Source organism: Streptomyces sp. LS1784 (assembly GCF_020103755.1).
In the GTDB taxonomy this organism is placed as follows: Bacteria; Actinomycetota; Actinomycetes; order Streptomycetales; family Streptomycetaceae; genus Kitasatospora.
The window spans coordinates 1-16,021 of the sequence record NZ_JAHSQD010000144.1 but is presented as its reverse complement, the minus strand read 5'-3'; the positions used below and the strand labels follow the sequence as shown (position 1 = coordinate 16,021).

The following is a 16,021-nucleotide window of genomic DNA, read 5'->3' as shown; positions in this document are numbered from 1 at the left end:
GGCGCGCCCGCCGCTGAGGCGGCGAGGTCGGGCCGGCCGGCCGGCGCGCGGTACGTCGGCTCAGACCGCGCCGCGGGCGGCCCGCACCAGTGCGTCGAAGAGGCGCTGGTGGGCCGGGTCCTCGTGGGCGGTGTCCTCCGGGTGCCACTGCACGGCCGCGAACCAGCCGTCGTGCCCGGTGAGTTCGACGGCCTCGACCGTCCCGTCGGCGGCCCGGGCGGTGACGGCCAGGCCCTCCCCCAGCCGGTCCACGTGCTGGTGGTGGTAGCAGGACGCCTGGACCTCCTCGGCACCGGTGATCCGGGCCAGGGGGGAGCCCGGCGTGAGCGAGACGAGGTGCCGGCGGTGGCGGTGCTCGTGTCCGGGGCCGCCCATGTCCTGGTGCAGGGTGCCGCCCAGGACGGTGTTGACCACCTGGAGTCCGCGGCAGACGGCCAGCAGCGGCACCCCGCCCGCGAGGGCCTGCCGGGCGAGTTCCAGGTCGAACGCGTCCTGCTCGTCGTCCACGTCGTAGACGGCCTCGTGGGCGTCGGACGCTCCGTAGCGGTGGGGCGCGAGGTCGCCGCCGCCGGGGAGCAGCAGCGCGTCGAACCGGGAGAGCCGGGCGGCGACCTCGGCGGGATCGGCGGCGCCGCCGGGAGCGTGCGGGTGCAGGGTGACGGGCTCGCCGCCGGCCCACCAGACGGCCTCGATGAGGGCCCGGGCGTTGACCTCCGCGGCGTAGCGCAGCGCGGAGGTGGTGGCGGCGAAGCGGGCGGGGATCGCGATGAGCGGCCGGCGGGTCACAGCTGGATCCAGGTGGTCTTCAGTTCGGTGTACTTCTCCAGGGCGTGGGCGGACTTGTCGCGTCCGTTGCCGGACTGCTTCATGCCGCCGAACGGCACGGTGAGGTCGCCCTCCTCGTAGCAGTTGACCCAGACCGTACCGGCCCTGAGGGCGCGGGAGACCTTGTGGGCGGTGGACAGGTCGGACGTCCACAGTCCGGCGGCGAGGCCGTACTCGGTGGCGTTGGCGAGGGCGACGGCCTGGTCGAGGTCGTCGAAGGTGAGGACGGCCAGCACCGGGCCGAAGACCTCCTCGCGGGCCAGCCGGCTGTCCGGGGCGACCTGGTCGAAGACGGTCGGTTCGAGGTAGGCGCCGCCGGTGCCGGTCAGCGTGCGCGCGCCGCCGGTGCGCAGGCGGGCGCCGTCGTCGAGGGCGGTGCGGACGTGGCCGAGGACCCGGTCGAGGTGGTTCTCGCCGACCAGGGCGCCCATCTCGGTGGCGGGGTCGAGGGGATCGCCCACGCGCAGGGCGCGGGCGCGCGCCACGACGGCCTCGGTGACCCGTTCGGCGACGGAGGTGTGGACCAGCAGCCGGGAGGGCGCGGTGCACATCTCGCCCTGGTTGAAGAAGATGCCCCAGGCGGCGGTGGCCGCGGCCTGCTCCAGGTCGGGGGCGTCGGGCAGGATGATGTTGGGCGACTTGCCGCCCAGTTCCAGCCAGACCCGCTTAAGGTTGGAGTCGGCGGAGTAGCGCAGGAAGTGGCGGCCGACGGCGGTGGAGCCGGTGAAGGCGAGGACGTCCACGTCGGGGTGGAGGCCGAGGGCCCGTCCGGCGACCGGTCCGTCGCCGGCCACGACGTTGAGCACGCCCGGCGGCAGTCCGGCCGCCAGACCGATCCGCCCGAGCAGCAGCGCCGACAGCGGTGAGTTCTCCGAGGGCTTGAGCACGACGGTGCAGCCGGCGGCCAGCGCCGGGGCGATCTTCCAGCCGGCCAGGGTGAGGGGGAAGTTCCAGGGGACGACCGCGCCGACGACACCGGCGGGCTCCCGGGTGACGAGGGCGAGGGCGTCGGGCGCGGTGTGCGGGGACTCGTCGGTGAGCTTGTCGGCGAGCCCGCCGTACCAGCGGAACGTCCCGATGACGGCCCGCAGTTCGATGTCGTGGGCGTCGGTGACGGGCTTGCCCGTCTCCAGGCTGACAGTGAGTGCCAGCTCCGCTCGCCGTTCCTCCAGGAGGTCGGCGAACCGCAGCAGGACGCGGCCTCGTTCGGCGGGGGACAGCCGCGGCCAGGGACCGCGGTCGAAGGCGCGGCGGGCGGCGGCGACGGCCGCGTCGACCTCGGCCGCGCCGGCGTCGGCGACCTCGGCCAGCACCCGGCCGTCGCGGGGCGACACCACGGGGAACGCACCGCAGCCGGCTTCGTCGGCGCCGTCGATCAGGTGCGTGCGGGTCGGTTCCAGCGTCTCGGCCCGGCGGAGCCAGTCGTCGTGGGTGGCGAGGGTCATGGGGTCCTCCGGACCACGTGGGTGGGACATGGGTGGCGCGCGCGCCCGGCCTGCGGGCGCGCGCTTTCGAAGACAGGCCCTGGAGTGGGTCAGCCGGTGCGTCGGCGCCGGATCCGGTGGTTGGCCACGCCGAGCGCCATGACGACGGGCACCGACAGGACGAGCGACAGCGCGGTGCTCGCCTCGCCGCCGATCAGGGTGGTGAAGTTGGCCAGGATGAGCCAGATGGCACCCGCGATGCCGAGCGCGCCCAGCACGGGGGCGATCACGGTGTTCCACACCCTGGTGTCCACCCGCCGCTGACGGAAGAACACCACGACCGACACCGAGGTCAGCAGGTAGAGCAGCATCATCGCCAGGACGGCGAGCCCGCTGAACCAGGAGAAGAGGGTGAGCACCGGGTCCTGGCCGGCCAGGGCGAAGGGCACGACCAGGAGGACGGCGACGACGGTCTGGACCCGGCCCGCGGCCGCCGGGGCGTGCCGGCCGTTCAGCCGGCACAGCCGCGCGGGCAGTTGCCCGTCCCGGCCGAGGCAGAACAGGTAGCGGCCGGCGGAGTTGTGGAAGGTCAGCACGCCGGCGAACAGCGAGGTGGCCAGCAGGACCGGCAGGACGCCGCCGATCCAGCCGCCGAACAGGTCCGAGACGGGAGCGAAGACGAATCCGGCGGAGTCGCCGGCGGCCAGCGCCCGCTCCGCTGCCGCCGGTGCCTTCGAGGCGCCGTAGGCCGAGATCAGGGTCCACGAGGTGAGGGCGAAGAAGCCGGTGACCACGATCACCGAGAGGTAGGTGGCCCTCGGCACGGTCTTCTTGGGCTCCTTCGCCTCCTCGCCGTAGATGGCGGTGGCCTCGAAGCCGAACATCGACGCCAGGGCGAACATCACGGCGACGCCCGGCGCGCCCTGGAGGGCGGCCGACGGGGAGAAGCTGTCGGCCACCCCGAGCCCTTCCGGCCCGCCGCCCTTGACCAGGGTGACCAGGCCGAAGACCAGCAGGATGCTGAACTCGGCGAGCACGAACGCGGCCAGCACCCGCGCGCCCATCTCGATCCCCAGGGCGCCGAGGGCCTGCACCACGGCCATGGTGACCAGCGTGTAGACCCACCACGGGAGGTGGAGCGGGGTGTGGTCGGCGACGAGTGCGCTGACGATCGAGCCGTACAGGCCGTACATCGCCGCCTGGATGACGCAGTAGGCGAACAGGGCGACGGCCGCGCTGCCCGCACCGGCGGCCCGGCCGAGGCCGGTGCCGATGTAGGTGTAGAAGGCGCCGGCGTCGACGACGTGCCGGCCCATCGCGATGAACCCGACGGAGAAGAGCAGGATCACCGCCCCGGCCACCACGTAGGCCGCGGGGGTGCCGGAGCCGTTGCCGAAGGCGACCGACAGGGGGGCGGCGCCCGCGATGCCCGTCAGCGGGGCCTGACCGGACAGGACGAAGAAGAGGATGCCCAGGACACCCAGGGCGTTGGGTTTGAGCGTGGTCGCGGTGGGGGCGTCCCGCTCGGTCCGCTCTGAGGAAGTCGTCCGACTGTCCACACGGATCACCTGCCAGATTGGAGTGGGGGGAAGTCGTTTCAGGTCAAACGAGTTGCCTCATCGTGGGGTGCGGCCATCCGTTTGACAAGGGGTCGGAAGGCAGAGAACCCCGGCCGTCAGCGCCCGTCCGGCTCCTCGGCCGGCCCGGCCAGCCCGGCCAGGAGGCCCCTGAGCTCCGTCAGGGCAGCCTCGGTGGCCGCACGCTCGCCGAACACCAGCTGGTGCAGCACCAGGCCCTCCAGCGCGGCGAAGACCAGCCGGGACATGCCGGGGCTCACCGGCCCGGGCAGGATGCGGTCCAGCTCGCGTCGGCTGGCCTCGAAGTACTCCTCGTAGAGGCCGCGCAGCTGCGCCAGCAGCTCGGGCCTGCGGCGGGCCTCCAGCAGCAACTCGTACTGGAACGCCTGCAGTTCGGGTCCGGCCTCGACCATCTCCGCGAGACCGGTGGCGAAGTCGGCCGGGCCGCCCGTACCGGCACCGAGGGTGCTGGTGCTCAGGGAGGAGCGGATGGCGTGGGTGACGGCCTCCTCGATCAGCGCGTCGCGCGAACCGAAGTGGTGCACCACGAGCCCGTGGGTGACTCCGGCCTCCTCGGCGACGGCCCGGTAGGTGAGCTTGCGCAGACCACCCCGGGCCACCACGCGTACGGCGGCGTCCAGCAGGGCCGTCCGGCCCGTCCCGTAGTTCGTCACGCGCTTGCGGGGGCGGCGAGCGGGGGCGGGCTTGACGGGGTCGGTCATGTGATCGACCCTACCGGGGCCCACCGGTCAGCGCTTCGGCGGCCTGATGCCGCGGAACTCCCAGTCGCCGCCCAGAGCGGTGGACAGCACCTCCTCCGACTCCGTGGGCTGCGCCCCCACGTCGGTGCGGACCGGGGTCGGCCCGGTGACGACGTGGTTGGTGAGCCGGCCGAGGCCCTCCACCTCCACCTCCACGACGTCCCCGGGCCGGACGGGCCGGGAGTTGGCCGGGGTGCCGGACAGCAGCACGTCGCCGGGGTACAGGGTGATGGTGCGGGCGATGTCCGCGACGAGGTAGTGCATGTCCCAGGTCATCTCGTCGGTGGAGCCGTCCTGGACGACCTCGCCGTTGACGTAGGTCCGCAGCCGCTTGCCGTGGAAGTCCCAGTCGGTGACCAGTCCGGGGCCGAGCGGGCACAGGGTGTCGGAGCCCTTGACCCGGAGCATGGAGCCGGCGTCGGTGTCCCGGAAGTCGTGGAGGCCGTAGTCGTTGGCCACGGTGTAGCCGGCGATGTAGTCCCCCGCCTCGGCCGGGGAGACGTTGCGCGCGGTCCGGCCGATGACGATGGCGACCTCGCCCTCGTAGTTGAGCCACTTGCAGCCCTCGGGGCGGACGATCGCGCCCTTGTGGGAGTTGAGCGCCGAGGTCGGCTTGTGGAAGTACGTGGGGGTGTCGGGCAGAGCGATCCGGAACTCCTCCACCCGGCTGCGGTGGTTGAGGTGGACGGCGATCACCTTCGAGGGGACGACGGGCGGCAGGTGGTGGGCGTCCTCGATCGCGACGCGCCGGCCGTCTCCGGCGACCAGCTCGTCGCCGTCGCGCACGGTCTGGACGGCGGCGCCGTCGAGGAGGATGCGGCGGTACTCGGGCATGGCGGGGCCTTTCTAGACCGGGCTGTGGGGGTTGCGGGGGCCGGCGGGGGCGGGCAGGCCTGCGCCCGTCCAGCCGTTCTCGGGGCGGTCGAACCAGAGGTGGACCTGGCCGGTGCCGATCGAGTTCTCGTACTCGCCGTACTGGCGCGCCTTCGCGGTGCACGCCTGCTCACCGAGGGCGCCGGCCATCATCAGGTAGTGGAAGAACCGGGCTTCGGGCTTGTGGCGCCAGAACTCGTCCATGGTGTCGAGGACCCGGTCGTGGCGGCCCTCCGTGAACCAGGCGATCCGCTCCTCGTCGGCCGCCCGCGCCTCGGGGGTGAAGATGTGCGCCGGGTCGCCGGACTCGTGGTCGCGCAACTCGCGCAGCGGCCAGAAGGTGTGGGACAGGGCTCCGGAGGCGATCAGCAGCACCCGTCGGCCCGGGGTGGCGGCGATGCCGTCGGCCAGGGCGCGGCCCAGGCGCAGGTGGTCCTCCATGTCGCCGGTCTGGCAGACGCCGATGGTCACCCAGCGCTTGTCCGGCAGGCCTTCGCCGAGGAACTTCCACAGGTTGATCGTGGCGTAGTAGATCGGCAGGTACGCGTCGTCGATCGCGGTGATCCAGGTGCCGTGCCGGTCGGCGAACGAGGCGATGTTGCGGGCGAGTTCGGGATCGCCGGGGAAGTCGTAGGGCATCCGGCACATGCCGCGCGGCAGTTCCTCGGAGGTGAACAGGCCGGCCCGGCGCTGCTGGGCGGTGACCACGAACTCGACGGTGGTCGCCCAGTGGGAGTCCAGGACGACGACGGTGTCGTAGTCCTCGCGCCGGAAGACGTCCTCGCGCAGCTGCCGCAGGCCGGTGACGAGGGTGATCTCCCGGCCCTCGTTCAGCTGGAGCCTGGTCTCCTCGGGCAGCACGATGGTGGGGACGTGGGCGAGCAGGCCGGCTCCGACGATCTCACCCATGGTCCTTCCATCCCTTCGGCGAGGTGACGGTGTTCTTGAGGTCGCAGTAGAAGTCGAAGCTCCAGGTGCCGCCCTCGCGGCCGACGCCCGAGTGGCGGGAGCCGCCGAACGGGGCCCGGAGGTCCCGGACGAAGAAGCAGTTGACCCAGACGGTGCCCGCCACCAGATGCCCGGTGACGCGCCGGGCGCGCTCCGGGTCACCGGTGGCCACGGTGGCCGCCAGGCCGAAGCGGGTGTCGTTGGCCAGCCGTACCGCCTCGTCCTCGCCGCCGAAGGTCTGCAGGGTCAGGACGGGGCCGAAGACCTCCTCCTGGACGATCTCCGAGTCCTGGGCGACGTCGGTGAGCAGGGTCGGCGCGTAGTACTGGCCGTCCCGGCGGTGGCCGCCGATCACGGCGCGGGCGCCGGCCGCGACGGCCCGCTGCACGAAACCGTCGATCTTCTCCAGCTGGCGGGGGTGGATGTTCGGGCCGAGGCCGGTCGCCTCGTCGCGCGGGTCGCCCTGCTTCAGGAGCGCGGCCTTCTCGACGAAGCGGCGGGTGAACTCCTCGGCGACGCTCTCCTCGACCAGCAGCCGGGTGGCGGCCAGGCAGACCTGCCCGGCGTTGTCGTACTGCTCCACCGCGAGGTCGACGGCGAGGTCGAGGTCGGCGTCGGCGAACACCAGCAGCGGGGACTTGCCGCCGAGTTCGAGGCTGAGCGGGGTGAGGTTGGCGGCAGCCGACGCGGCGATGTGCTTGGCGGTCGGCACCGACCCGGTGAAGCTGATCCGGCGCACGTCGGGGTGCGAGGTCAGCGCGTCGCCGATCTCCGAGCCGAGGCCCTGCACCACGTTGAGGACGCCGGCGGGCAGCCCGGCCTCGGCGGCGATCTCGGCGAGCAACGAGGCCGTCAGCGGCGACCACTCGGCGGGCTTGAGGACGACGGTGTTGCCGGCCGCCAGCGCCGGGGCGACCTTCCAGGTGGCCAGCATCAGCGGCGCGTTCCACGGGGTGATCAGCACACAGGGGCCGGCCGGGTCCCAGCTGACGTGGTTGCTGTGGCCGCGGGTGTCGAAGTCCGCGTGGTCGAGCTTGAGCAGCCAGTCGGCGAAGAACCGGAAGTTGTGCGCGACCCGGGGCATGACGCCGCGCCGGTGCGAGCGCAGCAGGGCGCCGTTGTCGGCGGTCTCCACGACGGCCAGGTCCTCCAGCCGCCGCTCGACGCCGTCGGCGACGGCGTGCAGCAGGCGGGCGCGCTCCTCGCGGGAGGTGGCGGCCCAGGCGGGGAAGGCGGCCTTGGCGGCGGCGACCGCCGCCCCGGCCTCCGCGGCGGTGCCCCGGGCGATCTCGCCGAGGACGCTGCCGTCGATCGGCGAGTGGTCGGTGAACGTCGCGGCGGAGGCGACGCGCTCGCCGCCGATCCAGTGCCGGGTGTCGACGGCGACGCCGGCGACGGTGGTGAGGTGTTCGCTCATGTCGTCAGATTCCTTGCTCGGCACTGGAGTTCATTCGGCGACGGTGGTGTCGGAAGCCAGCAGCCGGCCGCCGTCCCACACCACGCCGACCTGCCGGTAGTAGGCGGCGATCGGCTCGCGGACCTCCAGCCGGGCCAGCTCCTCGGTGGGCGCCTCGAACAGCTCCAGTTCGGCGTCGCCCACCCACGGCTGTCCGGCCTCGAAGGAGGCGGCACCGGACTCGACCAGCTCGTCCAGGGCGAGGCCCCTGCCCTTCTCGATGGAGGGCAGCCAGCGGTGGTGGGCCATCGGATGGCTGTTGACGAAGCCGTTGGTCTCGGACGGCTCGCGCAGGGTGACGACGGCCTGGGCCAGGCGCCGGTCCGCGGCGGCGAGGGTCGCGCCGAACCGGGCACCGGGCTCGATGCGCGGGGCGGGCCCGTACGGGTGCGGCCGGGTCTGGTGGATGGAGCCGAGCTTCTTCGGGTAGCCCTGGTGCAGTCCCCGGGCGATGGCGAAGTCCTTGTCGACCCAGATGTGGACGCAGCGCGAGTAGTCCTGTCCCCGGTACTTGCAACGGACGACGGCGAACGCCTCCTTGTACTGGGCGAGCACCGGGTCGAGCAGTTCCCGCCCCGAGGCGGAGCAGGACTGCCAGTCGGCCCAGATCAGCGCGACGGCGCCCGGGTCCTCGTCGGCGGGTTCCAGCGGCTCGGGCAGCAGCTCGCGCACCCGGGCGGGGTCGGTGCGGTACTCGATGGTGAGCAGGTCGCCGGAGTAGCGCCACGGCGGCGAGGGGATCAGCGACGAGGCGCCGGTCGCCGTCTTGGGGTGGAAGTATCCACGGACACTGGCCACTTGGGATTCCTTACGCGGTGGGAGCGGGTTGCTGGAGCAGTTCGGCGCGGTAGCGGGCGGCCGCGGACGCGGCGCTCTGGCCGCCGAGGGCGACGACGCCGACCAGGCGGCCGTCCCGGTGGTAGCCGACCAGGACGTCCCCGTCGAGGCTGCCGTCCAGGACGCGAACGTCGTCCTTGCCGAGGGCGGGGGCGCCGAAGGACTGGAGCCGGAAGTCGTGCTGGTCGCTCCAGAAGGTCGGCAGCGGCGCGAACGGCGCGAGAGCGTGGTCGGCGCCGGTGAGGTGCGCGGTGAGCACCTTGGCGGCGTGCTTGGCCGTGTCGGTGGGGATGGACCAGTGCTCGACGCGGCGCGGGACACCGTCGTACCGGGCGTTGGGGAAGCGGGCGACGTCGCCGACGGCGATCACCTCCGGACGTCCACCGGCCCGCAGGTGCTCGTCCGTGAGCACGCCGTCGGAGAGGTCCAGTCCGTTGCCTTCGAGCCACTCGGTGTTGGCCACGGAGCCGACCGACTCCACCACCACGTCCGCGGCCAGCACCCGGCCGTCGGCCAGGGCCACCCCGGTGACCCGGTCCTCGCCCTGGAAGGCGGTCACCCCGGTGCCGAGAGCGAAGCGGACGCCCCGGTCCCGATGGCGGGCGAGCAGTGCCCCGGCAAGCAGTTCGCCCAGCGGGCCGACCATGGGCAGCGGCAGCGGGTCGACCACGGTGACCTCGGCCGCGCCGAGGGCCACGGCGGTGGCGGCCACCTCGCAGCCGATGAAGCCGGCTCCCACCACGACCACGCGCGCGCCCGGCCGGGTCAGCGCCTCGCGCAGCCCCCGGGCGTCGGCCAGCGTGCGGACGGTGTGCCGTCCGACGACGGGGCCGGGGCAGCGCAGTCGCCGGGGGCGCATGCCGGTGGCCACCACGAGAGCGCGGTAGGGCAGGGTCTCGCCGTCGCCGAGTTCGACGACCTGCCGGTCGAGAGCGGCACGGACGATCGTGGCGCCCAGGCGCCACCGCACGTCACGGACACTGGCCCGGGGCCGGAAGGCGAGCGAATCGAAGGTCGCCTTGCCCGCCAGGACCTCCTTGGACAGCGGAGGCCGGTTGTAGGGCATGTGGGGCTCGTCCCCGACGAGGGTGATCGGCCCGTCCCAGCCCGCGGCGCGCAGCTGTTCGGCGGCGCGCAGCCCGGCCATGGAGGCGCCGGCCACGACGATGGGTGCGGTCACGGCTCAGTCCTCGATCCGGATGGCCTGGAGCGGGCAGACGTCGGCGGCCTCCTCGACGTCTGCGCGCAGGGCCTCGTCGGGGTGCGCGACGTACGCCAGGCGACCGTCGTCGTCGAAGTGGAAGACGTCGGGGGCGGCGAAGACGCACTGGCCGTGGTCCTGGCACTTGTTCATGTCGACGACGACCTTCATGGCAGGTCCTCCTGATGGTGGGGGAGCGTCAGGGAAAGGGAGGCAGAGGGGGCGTGGGCCCGCGGGGGCCGGATCACGGCCGAGGGGGCGGTGGACGCCGCAGAAGGGCGACGGCCTCCGCAGGGGGCGGTGGGCATCGACCGCCAAAACGTTTGATGTCAAATAACATAGAAAGCAGCCCGGCCTCTGGTCAATAGCTATCCGGATGGATAAATTTCTGGGACAGACCCCTTGCGGGAGAGCGACCGGCGTCCCTACCGTTTGCCACCAGCGAGCGAGCGAGCGGTGTCCTGCCTCACCCCGCAGTCCGAAGCCGCCGCGCCCCTCCCCACTCCCCCACTGCCGCGCGCCCTGGCCCCGCTGTGCCGCGAGCACGGGGAGGCGCCCCACTTCCCCCAGAGGAGACACCGGTGAGCGCATCCGACATCCCGCCCGTCCGCCACCACATGGAGCGACTGGCCGCCCAGGGCATCGACGTGGTCCGGGTGACCTATCCCGACCTCATCGGCACCGAACGGGCCCGGGACGTCCTGCTGGACCACCTGCCCTCGGCCTGCGGCCACGGACTCGCCTTCTGCCGCGCCGTCTACCACACCAGCCCCCAGGGCGACGTGGTCCCCGTCTCCGGGGGCCTGGACGCCGGCCTGCCCGACATCTGCGTGCGCCCCGACCTCGACACCCTGACCGTCCTGCCCTGGGAACCCGGGGTCGCCAGCTGCCTCGGCGACGTCACCGACCCGGCCACCGGACGGCCCGCCCCGGAATCCCCGCGCGACCTGCTGCGCACGGTCGTCGACCGGTGCCGGCAGTACGGCCTGCACCCGGTCGTGGGGCCGGAGTTGGAGTACTTCCTGTGCGACGCGGCCCCCGAGACGCCCCGGGGCTGGCGCCGCTACAGCGAGGCCGCGGGCGTGGTCTACACGGCGGGGCTGCGCGCGGACGGCGACAACCACCTGCTGCGCAGCCTGCGCCTGCTGCGCGACCTCGGCATCGGCGTCACCAACGGCAACCACGAGTTCGACGGCTCCCAGTTCGAGATCAACCTGACCCACTCCGGCGCCATGGAGGCCGCGGACCGCGCCTTCCGCTTCAAGTCCGCGGTGAAGGAACTCGCCCGCAAGGAAGGCCGGTTGGCGACCTTCATGGCCAAGCCCTTCCAAGACGCCGGCGGATCCGGCTTCCACCTCCACCTGTCCTGCGTGGACGACGAGGGCGGCAACGTCTTCGCGGACCCGGCCGCGCCGTACGGGCTGAGCGCCGTCGCGCGCCACGCGGTGGCCGGCGTCCTCGCCCACGCCCCGGCACTCGCGGCGCTGGCCAACCCGACGATCAACTCCTACAAGCGCTTCGGCCCTGACACCCTCGCCCCCTGGCTGATCGACTGGGGGCTGGACAACCGCAGCGCCATGGTCCGCATCCCGCCGGAGCGCGGCTCCGGCAGCCGGTTCGAACTGCGGCTGGGGGACGCGAGCGCCAACCCCTACCTGCTGATCGCGGGAACCGTCGCGGCGGCGCTCCTGGGCGTCATCGCCGGCGAAGAGCCCGCCGCGCCGCTGGAGGGCTACGGCTACGACCGCACCAAGTCCGCGGTCCTGCCGACGTCCCTGCCCGAAGCCCTCGACGCGCTGGAAGCGGACACGGCCCTGACCGACGTCCTCGGCCCGGACTTCACCGCCGCCTACCTCTCGTACAAGCGCGACGAGGTCGACCGCTTCCAACGGCACGTCACCGACTGGGAGTTCACCGAGTACGCGTACCACCTGTAGGACCGAGGAGACCAACCATGACCACCGTGCCGTCCGCGCCGACCGTTTCCGGTGTCATCGACGAACCGATGCCCCTCGACCAGGTGAACCTGGCCGATCTCGACAACTTCACCGACGGCGTCACACCGTGGCGCATGTTCCACACCCTCCGCCACGAGGACCCGGTCCACTGGCAGCCGGAGGAGGCGCCCAACTCCGGCTTCTGGGCGGTCACCCGGCACGGCGACATCGCCCGCGTCGACCGGGACGCCGAAACCTTCACCTCGGCGAGGTTCGTGAACCTGGAGGAGGTCGACGACGACCAGATCAAGAAGCGCGCCTCCATCCTGGAGCTGGACGGAGTCCGCCACCGCGCCCTGCGCAGCCTCCTCCAGCGCCAGTTCGGCGCGAACGTCATCAACAGTTACGCCGACTTCCTGCGGGGCCTGACCGCCACCACACTGGACGCCGCCCTGGCCGAGGGCCGCTTCGACTTCGTCAGCGAGGTCTCCGCCGACTTCCCGATCAACGTGCTCGCCCGCCTCCTGGACGTGCCCCCGGAGGACAACCAGCAGCTCATCGACTGGGGCAACCGGATCATCGGCAACACCGACCCCGACTACGCCGACGTCCTGCTGCACAGCGAGGAAAGCGAGAAGTACCGCGACCTGCCCTTCCGCTCGCCCGCCTCGCTGGAGGTCTTCGCGTACGGCCGCGAGCTCGCCCGGCAGCGGCGCGGCGGCGCCGGCACCGACCTGATCTCCAAGCTGGTCAACGAGACCCCGCGCGACGGGGTGCCGCTCTCGCCGCAGGACTTCGACAACTACTTCCTGCTCCTGGTCGTCGCAGGCAACGAGACCACCCGCCACACCATCAGCCACTCCATGCTGGCGCTCCTCCAGCACCCCGAGCAGCTCGCCCGCCTCCAGGAGGACCCCTCCCTCATCCCCGCCGCGGTGGAGGAGTTCCTGCGCTGGGCGTCTCCCGTCTACCACTTCCGCCGCACGGCCACGCGCGACGTCGAACTCGGCGGAAAGCGGATCAGGGAGGGCGACAAGGTCGTCATGTGGTTCGCCTCCGGAAACCGTGACGAGGAGGTCTTCGGCAATCCCTACGACTTCGACGTGACCCGCCGGGACAACGACCACGTCACCTTCGGCAAGGGCAGCCCCCACCTGTGCCTGGGCAATCTGCTCGCGCGCACCGAGATCCGCATCATGTTCGAGGAGCTCATCCCGCGGCTGGCGGGCATCAGGCTCGTCGGAGACGTCCCGCGAGTGCGCTCCAACTTCGTGAACGGCATCAAGAAGCTCCCCGTCGAGGTCACCCTCGCCTGACGCCCACTCCCCCGGTACGGCCCGGAGCCCGGCCCCGGGCCGTACCCGACCGCGGGCGCCCTCAGGCCCGGAGGAACTCCAGCACCGCCAGCACCCGCCGGTGGGTCTCCTCGGCCGGCGGCAGGTCCAGCTTCATCAGGATGTTGCCGATGTGCTTGCTCACCGCCGCCTCCGACACCACCAGCTCCCGGCAGATCGCCGCGTTCGACCGTCCCTGCGCCATCAGCGCCAGCACCTCCCGCTCGCGCGGGGTGAGCCTGTCCAGCGGGCTGCGGCGGCGGCGCAGCAGTTGCCGCACCACCTCCGGGTCCACCACCGTGCCCCCGGCGGCCACCGCGCCGAGCGCCGCCACGAACTCCTCGATCTGTCCGATCCGGTCCTTCAGCAGGTAACCGACCCCGGAGCCGTCCCCCGCCTCCAGCAGCCGGGCCGCGTACGAGTGCTGCACGTACTGGCTGAGCACCAGGACGGGCAGTGCGGGGAAGCGTTCACGCAGCGCGAGGGCCGCCCGCAGCCCCTCGTCGCTCTGGCCCGGCGGCATCCGGACGTCCGTGACCACGAGGTCCGGCCGGTGTTCCCCAACCGCCGTCCGCAGCGCCTCGGCGTCCCCGACGGCCGCCACCACCTGATGCCCGAACCGGGCCAGCAGGCCGACCAGGCCCTCGCGCAGCAGGACACCGTCCTCGGCCACCACCACCCGCAGGCCGTCCGTCGGTCCGGTCGTCGTCACGCTGCTCCTCGGTCGATCGGGGCGCAGGGGATGTCCACCCGCACCAGGGTCGGTCCGCCGGGCGGACTGCTGACGGACAGTGTGCCGTGCACCACCGCGACCCGGTCGGCCAGCCCGGTCAGTCCGGTGCCGCGCGCCGGGTCGGCGCCACCGCTGCCGTCGTCCGTCACCTCGATCGTCAACCGGCCGTCCGTGTACCGCCCTTCGACCGTCGCGCTGCTCGCGCCGCTGTGTTTGGCGAGGTTGGCGAGCGCCTCGGTGACGGCGAAGTAGCCGGCCGACTCGACCGGGGCCGGCAGCCGGCCGGGCAGCTCGAAGCGGGTGGCGACCGGGACCGGCGAGCGGTCGGCGGCGTCCTCGCAGGCCTCCGGCAGACCGTGGTCGGTGAGCACCTGCGGATGGATGCCGTTGATCAACTCCCGGAGTTCGGACAGGACTTCGCCTGCCTCCCGGTGCGCCTCGGCCAGCCGGGCGGCCAGCGGCCCGTGCACCGGGGCGTCCAGCCGGGCCAGCCCGAGCGCCATGGTCAGCGCCACCAGCCGCTGCTGGGCGCCGTCGTGCAGATCGCGCTCGATCCGGCGCCGCTCCGCCTCGAAGGCATCCACCAACCGGGCCCGGGAGCGCACCAGTTCGCCGATCCGCTGCTCCTGCCCGCCGGGCGCCAGCACCAGCCGGACCAGCGCCGCCCGGGCGGCGGCCAGGAGGGCCAGCGGGTAGGCCAGCAGCGGGAGGAGCAGCAGTCCGACCAACCCGAGCAGGGCGGCCAGCGGCGGCGAGTGCACCACGAGCACCTTGAGCACGTTCACCTGCTCGCCGTCCCGCAGCAGCAGCGGCAGCGCCGCGATCAGGTAGCCGGGCACGGCGAGGGCGCAGCCCGCCACCGCCAGGTCGATCGGCCAGAGCACGAAGGCGGCCAGCAGCGCGAAGCCCAGCTCCCGCCAGGTCGCCTGCTCGCGGTAGCGCAGCCGCAACCAGGCGGCCAGACCCGGGTTCGGGGGGACGAGGTGCGGGTCCGGCACCCGTCCGCCGTCCAGGAAGCGGACCAGCCGCCGCTCCCAGGCCGCGACCGGCACCCCGGCCAGGGCCAGCGCGGCCGCCAGTGGCAGCCCGACCAGCACCACCGCCAGGACCCCGGCGACCAGCCCCGACAGCAGCAGCCCGAAACAGAGCAGCAGCCCGCTCAGGCCGGTGGCCAGCAGGTACCCGGCCGCCCGCCAGGGGGCGTCCGAGCGCAGGAACCCGGCCCGGGCCGGCGGGGCCCAGAGGCTCCTCGCGCCCGGCCCGTCCGCTCCGGCCGTCCCTGCCGTGCCGCCCCCGCTCACCGCGCCCCCTCCGTCACAGCCGTGCGCCCTCCGTCAGAGGAATCCCGTCCGCACACCCTAGGCACCGGGCGGACGCCCCGGCGGTAGGGCCTGGCCTACCTTTGCCCCGCCCCTCCCCCGGCCCCGGGGAGCCCGCGCCGGGGAGCCCGCGCCGGGGAGCCCGCGCCGGGGAGCCCGCGCCGGGGATCTCCCCTACGGGTAGGGCCGCCCCTACCCACCGGAGTAGGCCCCGGTCTGCTGACCGTCCCCGCCCCCGGCCGGTTCGCTGGGCGTCATGAGAATGCTGCGGATCGCCCTCACCTCGCTGACCACGCGCTGGCCCTCGCTGCTCGGCGCCTTCCTCGCCCTCGCGCTCGGCGTCGCGATGACCGCCGTGATGCTGCTCGGCCTGGCCGCCGCGCTCGACGCACCGCCCGGCGGAGGGGAGTTGGTCTCGCTGGTCGCCGCGCTCGGCACCGCCGGCGGGGTGAGCGCGTTCGTGTCGGCGTTCGTCGTGGCCTCCACGTACTCCTACGCCGTCGTCCGGCGCCGCCGCGAGTTCGGCCTGCTCAGGTCGGCCGGGGCGACCCGGGCGCAGGTCCGGCGCACGGTGCTCGCCGAGGCGCTGCTGCTCGGCGCGGTCGCCTCCGCCACGGGCTGTCTGCTCGGCCGGCTCGGGGCGCCCGCGCTCGTCCGATGGCTGTCCGGGGTCGGCATGGCCCCGCCCGGCTTCGCACCGAGCGGCTCGGCCTGGCCGCTGCACGCCGCGTTCTGGACCGGTCTGCTGGTCGCCCTGGGCGGGGTCGCGGTGGCCGCCCGCCGGGCGGGCAGGGTC

General features: G+C 73.3%; 15 protein-coding genes. 3 read left to right on the top strand and 12 right to left on the bottom strand.

Annotated features, from left to right (window positions below):
* Positions 1 to 60: 60 nt before the first annotated feature.
* The 10 genes from KS423_RS18575 to KS423_RS18530 all read right to left on the bottom strand — a co-directional run bounded on the left by KS423_RS18575 (position 61) and on the right by KS423_RS18530 (position 10,073).
* Entirely contained in the window at positions 61 to 786 is a 726-nt protein-coding gene (locus KS423_RS18575; protein ID WP_224280669.1) for a gamma-glutamyl-gamma-aminobutyrate hydrolase family protein, read from the bottom strand.
* Positions 783 to 2,270 (bottom strand): aldehyde dehydrogenase, encoded by a 1,488-nt coding sequence (locus KS423_RS18570; RefSeq protein ID WP_224280668.1) that lies wholly within the window; start codon positions 2,268 to 2,270, stop codon positions 783 to 785. Before KS423_RS18570 ends, KS423_RS18575 begins: the two co-directional genes overlap by 4 nt.
* Before the next feature lie 89 nt (positions 2,271 to 2,359).
* Positions 2,360 to 3,808: an APC family permease gene (locus KS423_RS18565; protein WP_224280667.1), complete on the bottom strand. Its 1,449-nt coding sequence runs from the start codon at positions 3,806 to 3,808 to the stop codon at positions 2,360 to 2,362.
* A 116-nt stretch (positions 3,809 to 3,924) separates the two neighbouring features.
* Positions 3,925 to 4,548, bottom strand: a complete 624-nt coding sequence (locus KS423_RS18560) for a TetR/AcrR family transcriptional regulator (RefSeq protein WP_224280666.1) — start codon at positions 4,546 to 4,548, stop codon at positions 3,925 to 3,927.
* 27 nt (positions 4,549 to 4,575) lie between these two features.
* The gene (locus tag KS423_RS18555; protein WP_224280665.1) at positions 4,576 to 5,421 is read right to left on the bottom strand and encodes a fumarylacetoacetate hydrolase family protein; all 846 of its coding nucleotides are present in this window, start codon (positions 5,419 to 5,421) and stop codon (positions 4,576 to 4,578) included.
* Positions 5,422 to 5,433: 12 nt separating this feature from the next.
* Positions 5,434 to 6,369 carry a 3,4-dihydroxyphenylacetate 2,3-dioxygenase gene (locus tag KS423_RS18550; protein ID WP_224280664.1) on the bottom strand — a complete coding sequence of 312 codons (936 nt, stop codon included), beginning with the start codon at positions 6,367 to 6,369 and terminating at the stop codon, positions 5,434 to 5,436.
* A complete protein-coding gene (locus tag KS423_RS18545; RefSeq protein WP_224280663.1) occupies positions 6,362 to 7,825 on the bottom strand; it encodes an aldehyde dehydrogenase in 1,464 nt (487 codons plus the stop codon). Before KS423_RS18545 ends, KS423_RS18550 begins: the two co-directional genes overlap by 8 nt.
* Positions 7,826 to 7,855: 30 nt before the next feature.
* Positions 7,856 to 8,662: an acetoacetate decarboxylase family protein gene (locus tag KS423_RS18540; RefSeq protein ID WP_224280662.1), complete on the bottom strand. Its 807-nt coding sequence runs from the start codon at positions 8,660 to 8,662 to the stop codon at positions 7,856 to 7,858.
* 10 nt (positions 8,663 to 8,672) lie between these two features.
* A complete protein-coding gene (locus KS423_RS18535; RefSeq protein ID WP_224280661.1) occupies positions 8,673 to 9,881 on the bottom strand; it encodes an NAD(P)/FAD-dependent oxidoreductase in 1,209 nt (402 codons plus the stop codon).
* A 3-nt stretch (positions 9,882 to 9,884) separates the two neighbouring features.
* Positions 9,885 to 10,073, bottom strand: a complete 189-nt coding sequence (locus KS423_RS18530) for a ferredoxin (RefSeq protein WP_224280660.1) — start codon at positions 10,071 to 10,073, stop codon at positions 9,885 to 9,887.
* A gap of 410 nt (positions 10,074 to 10,483) precedes the next feature.
* Here KS423_RS18530 and KS423_RS18525 point away from each other — a divergent pair, with 410 nt between their 5' ends.
* Positions 10,484 to 11,839 (top strand): glutamine synthetase family protein, encoded by a 1,356-nt coding sequence (locus KS423_RS18525; RefSeq protein ID WP_224280659.1) that lies wholly within the window; start codon positions 10,484 to 10,486, stop codon positions 11,837 to 11,839.
* A gap of 17 nt (positions 11,840 to 11,856) precedes the next feature.
* Positions 11,857 to 13,155 (top strand): cytochrome P450, encoded by a 1,299-nt coding sequence (locus tag KS423_RS18520; protein ID WP_224280658.1) that lies wholly within the window; start codon positions 11,857 to 11,859, stop codon positions 13,153 to 13,155.
* 61 nt (positions 13,156 to 13,216) lie between these two features.
* On the opposite strand, the gene KS423_RS18515 is transcribed toward KS423_RS18520, so the two are convergent.
* Both KS423_RS18515 and KS423_RS18510 read right to left on the bottom strand, forming a co-directional pair.
* A complete protein-coding gene (locus tag KS423_RS18515; RefSeq protein ID WP_224280671.1) occupies positions 13,217 to 13,849 on the bottom strand; it encodes a response regulator transcription factor in 633 nt (210 codons plus the stop codon).
* A 32-nt stretch (positions 13,850 to 13,881) separates the two neighbouring features.
* Positions 13,882 to 15,207, bottom strand: coding sequence for a sensor domain-containing protein (locus KS423_RS18510; protein ID WP_224280657.1), 1,326 nt, complete (start codon positions 15,205 to 15,207; stop codon positions 13,882 to 13,884).
* Between the two features lie 274 nt (positions 15,208 to 15,481).
* On the opposite strand from KS423_RS18510, the gene KS423_RS18505 reads away from it, so the two are divergent.
* Positions 15,482 to 16,021: ABC transporter permease (locus KS423_RS18505; RefSeq protein ID WP_374119976.1), on the top strand; the 540-nt coding region annotated here is incomplete at its 3' end.

What these genes read in the sequence shown, in the direction of transcription:
- KS423_RS18570 (WP_224280668.1), bottom strand. Translation starts at nt 2,270, where the DNA reads ATGACCCTCGCCACCCACGACGACTGGCTCCGCCGGGCCGAGACGCTG.
- KS423_RS18560 (WP_224280666.1), bottom strand. Translation starts at nt 4,548, where the DNA reads ATGACCGACCCCGTCAAGCCCGCCCCCGCTCGCCGCCCCCGCAAGCGC.
- KS423_RS18555 (WP_224280665.1), bottom strand. Translation starts at nt 5,421, where the DNA reads ATGCCCGAGTACCGCCGCATCCTCCTCGACGGCGCCGCCGTCCAGACC.
- KS423_RS18550 (WP_224280664.1), bottom strand. Translation starts at nt 6,369, where the DNA reads ATGGGTGAGATCGTCGGAGCCGGCCTGCTCGCCCACGTCCCCACCATC.
- KS423_RS18545 (WP_224280663.1), bottom strand. Translation starts at nt 7,825, where the DNA reads ATGAGCGAACACCTCACCACCGTCGCCGGCGTCGCCGTCGACACCCGG.
- KS423_RS18530 (WP_224280660.1), bottom strand. Translation starts at nt 10,073, where the DNA reads ATGAAGGTCGTCGTCGACATGAACAAGTGCCAGGACCACGGCCAGTGC.
- KS423_RS18520 (WP_224280658.1), top strand. Translation starts at nt 11,857, where the DNA reads ATGACCACCGTGCCGTCCGCGCCGACCGTTTCCGGTGTCATCGACGAA.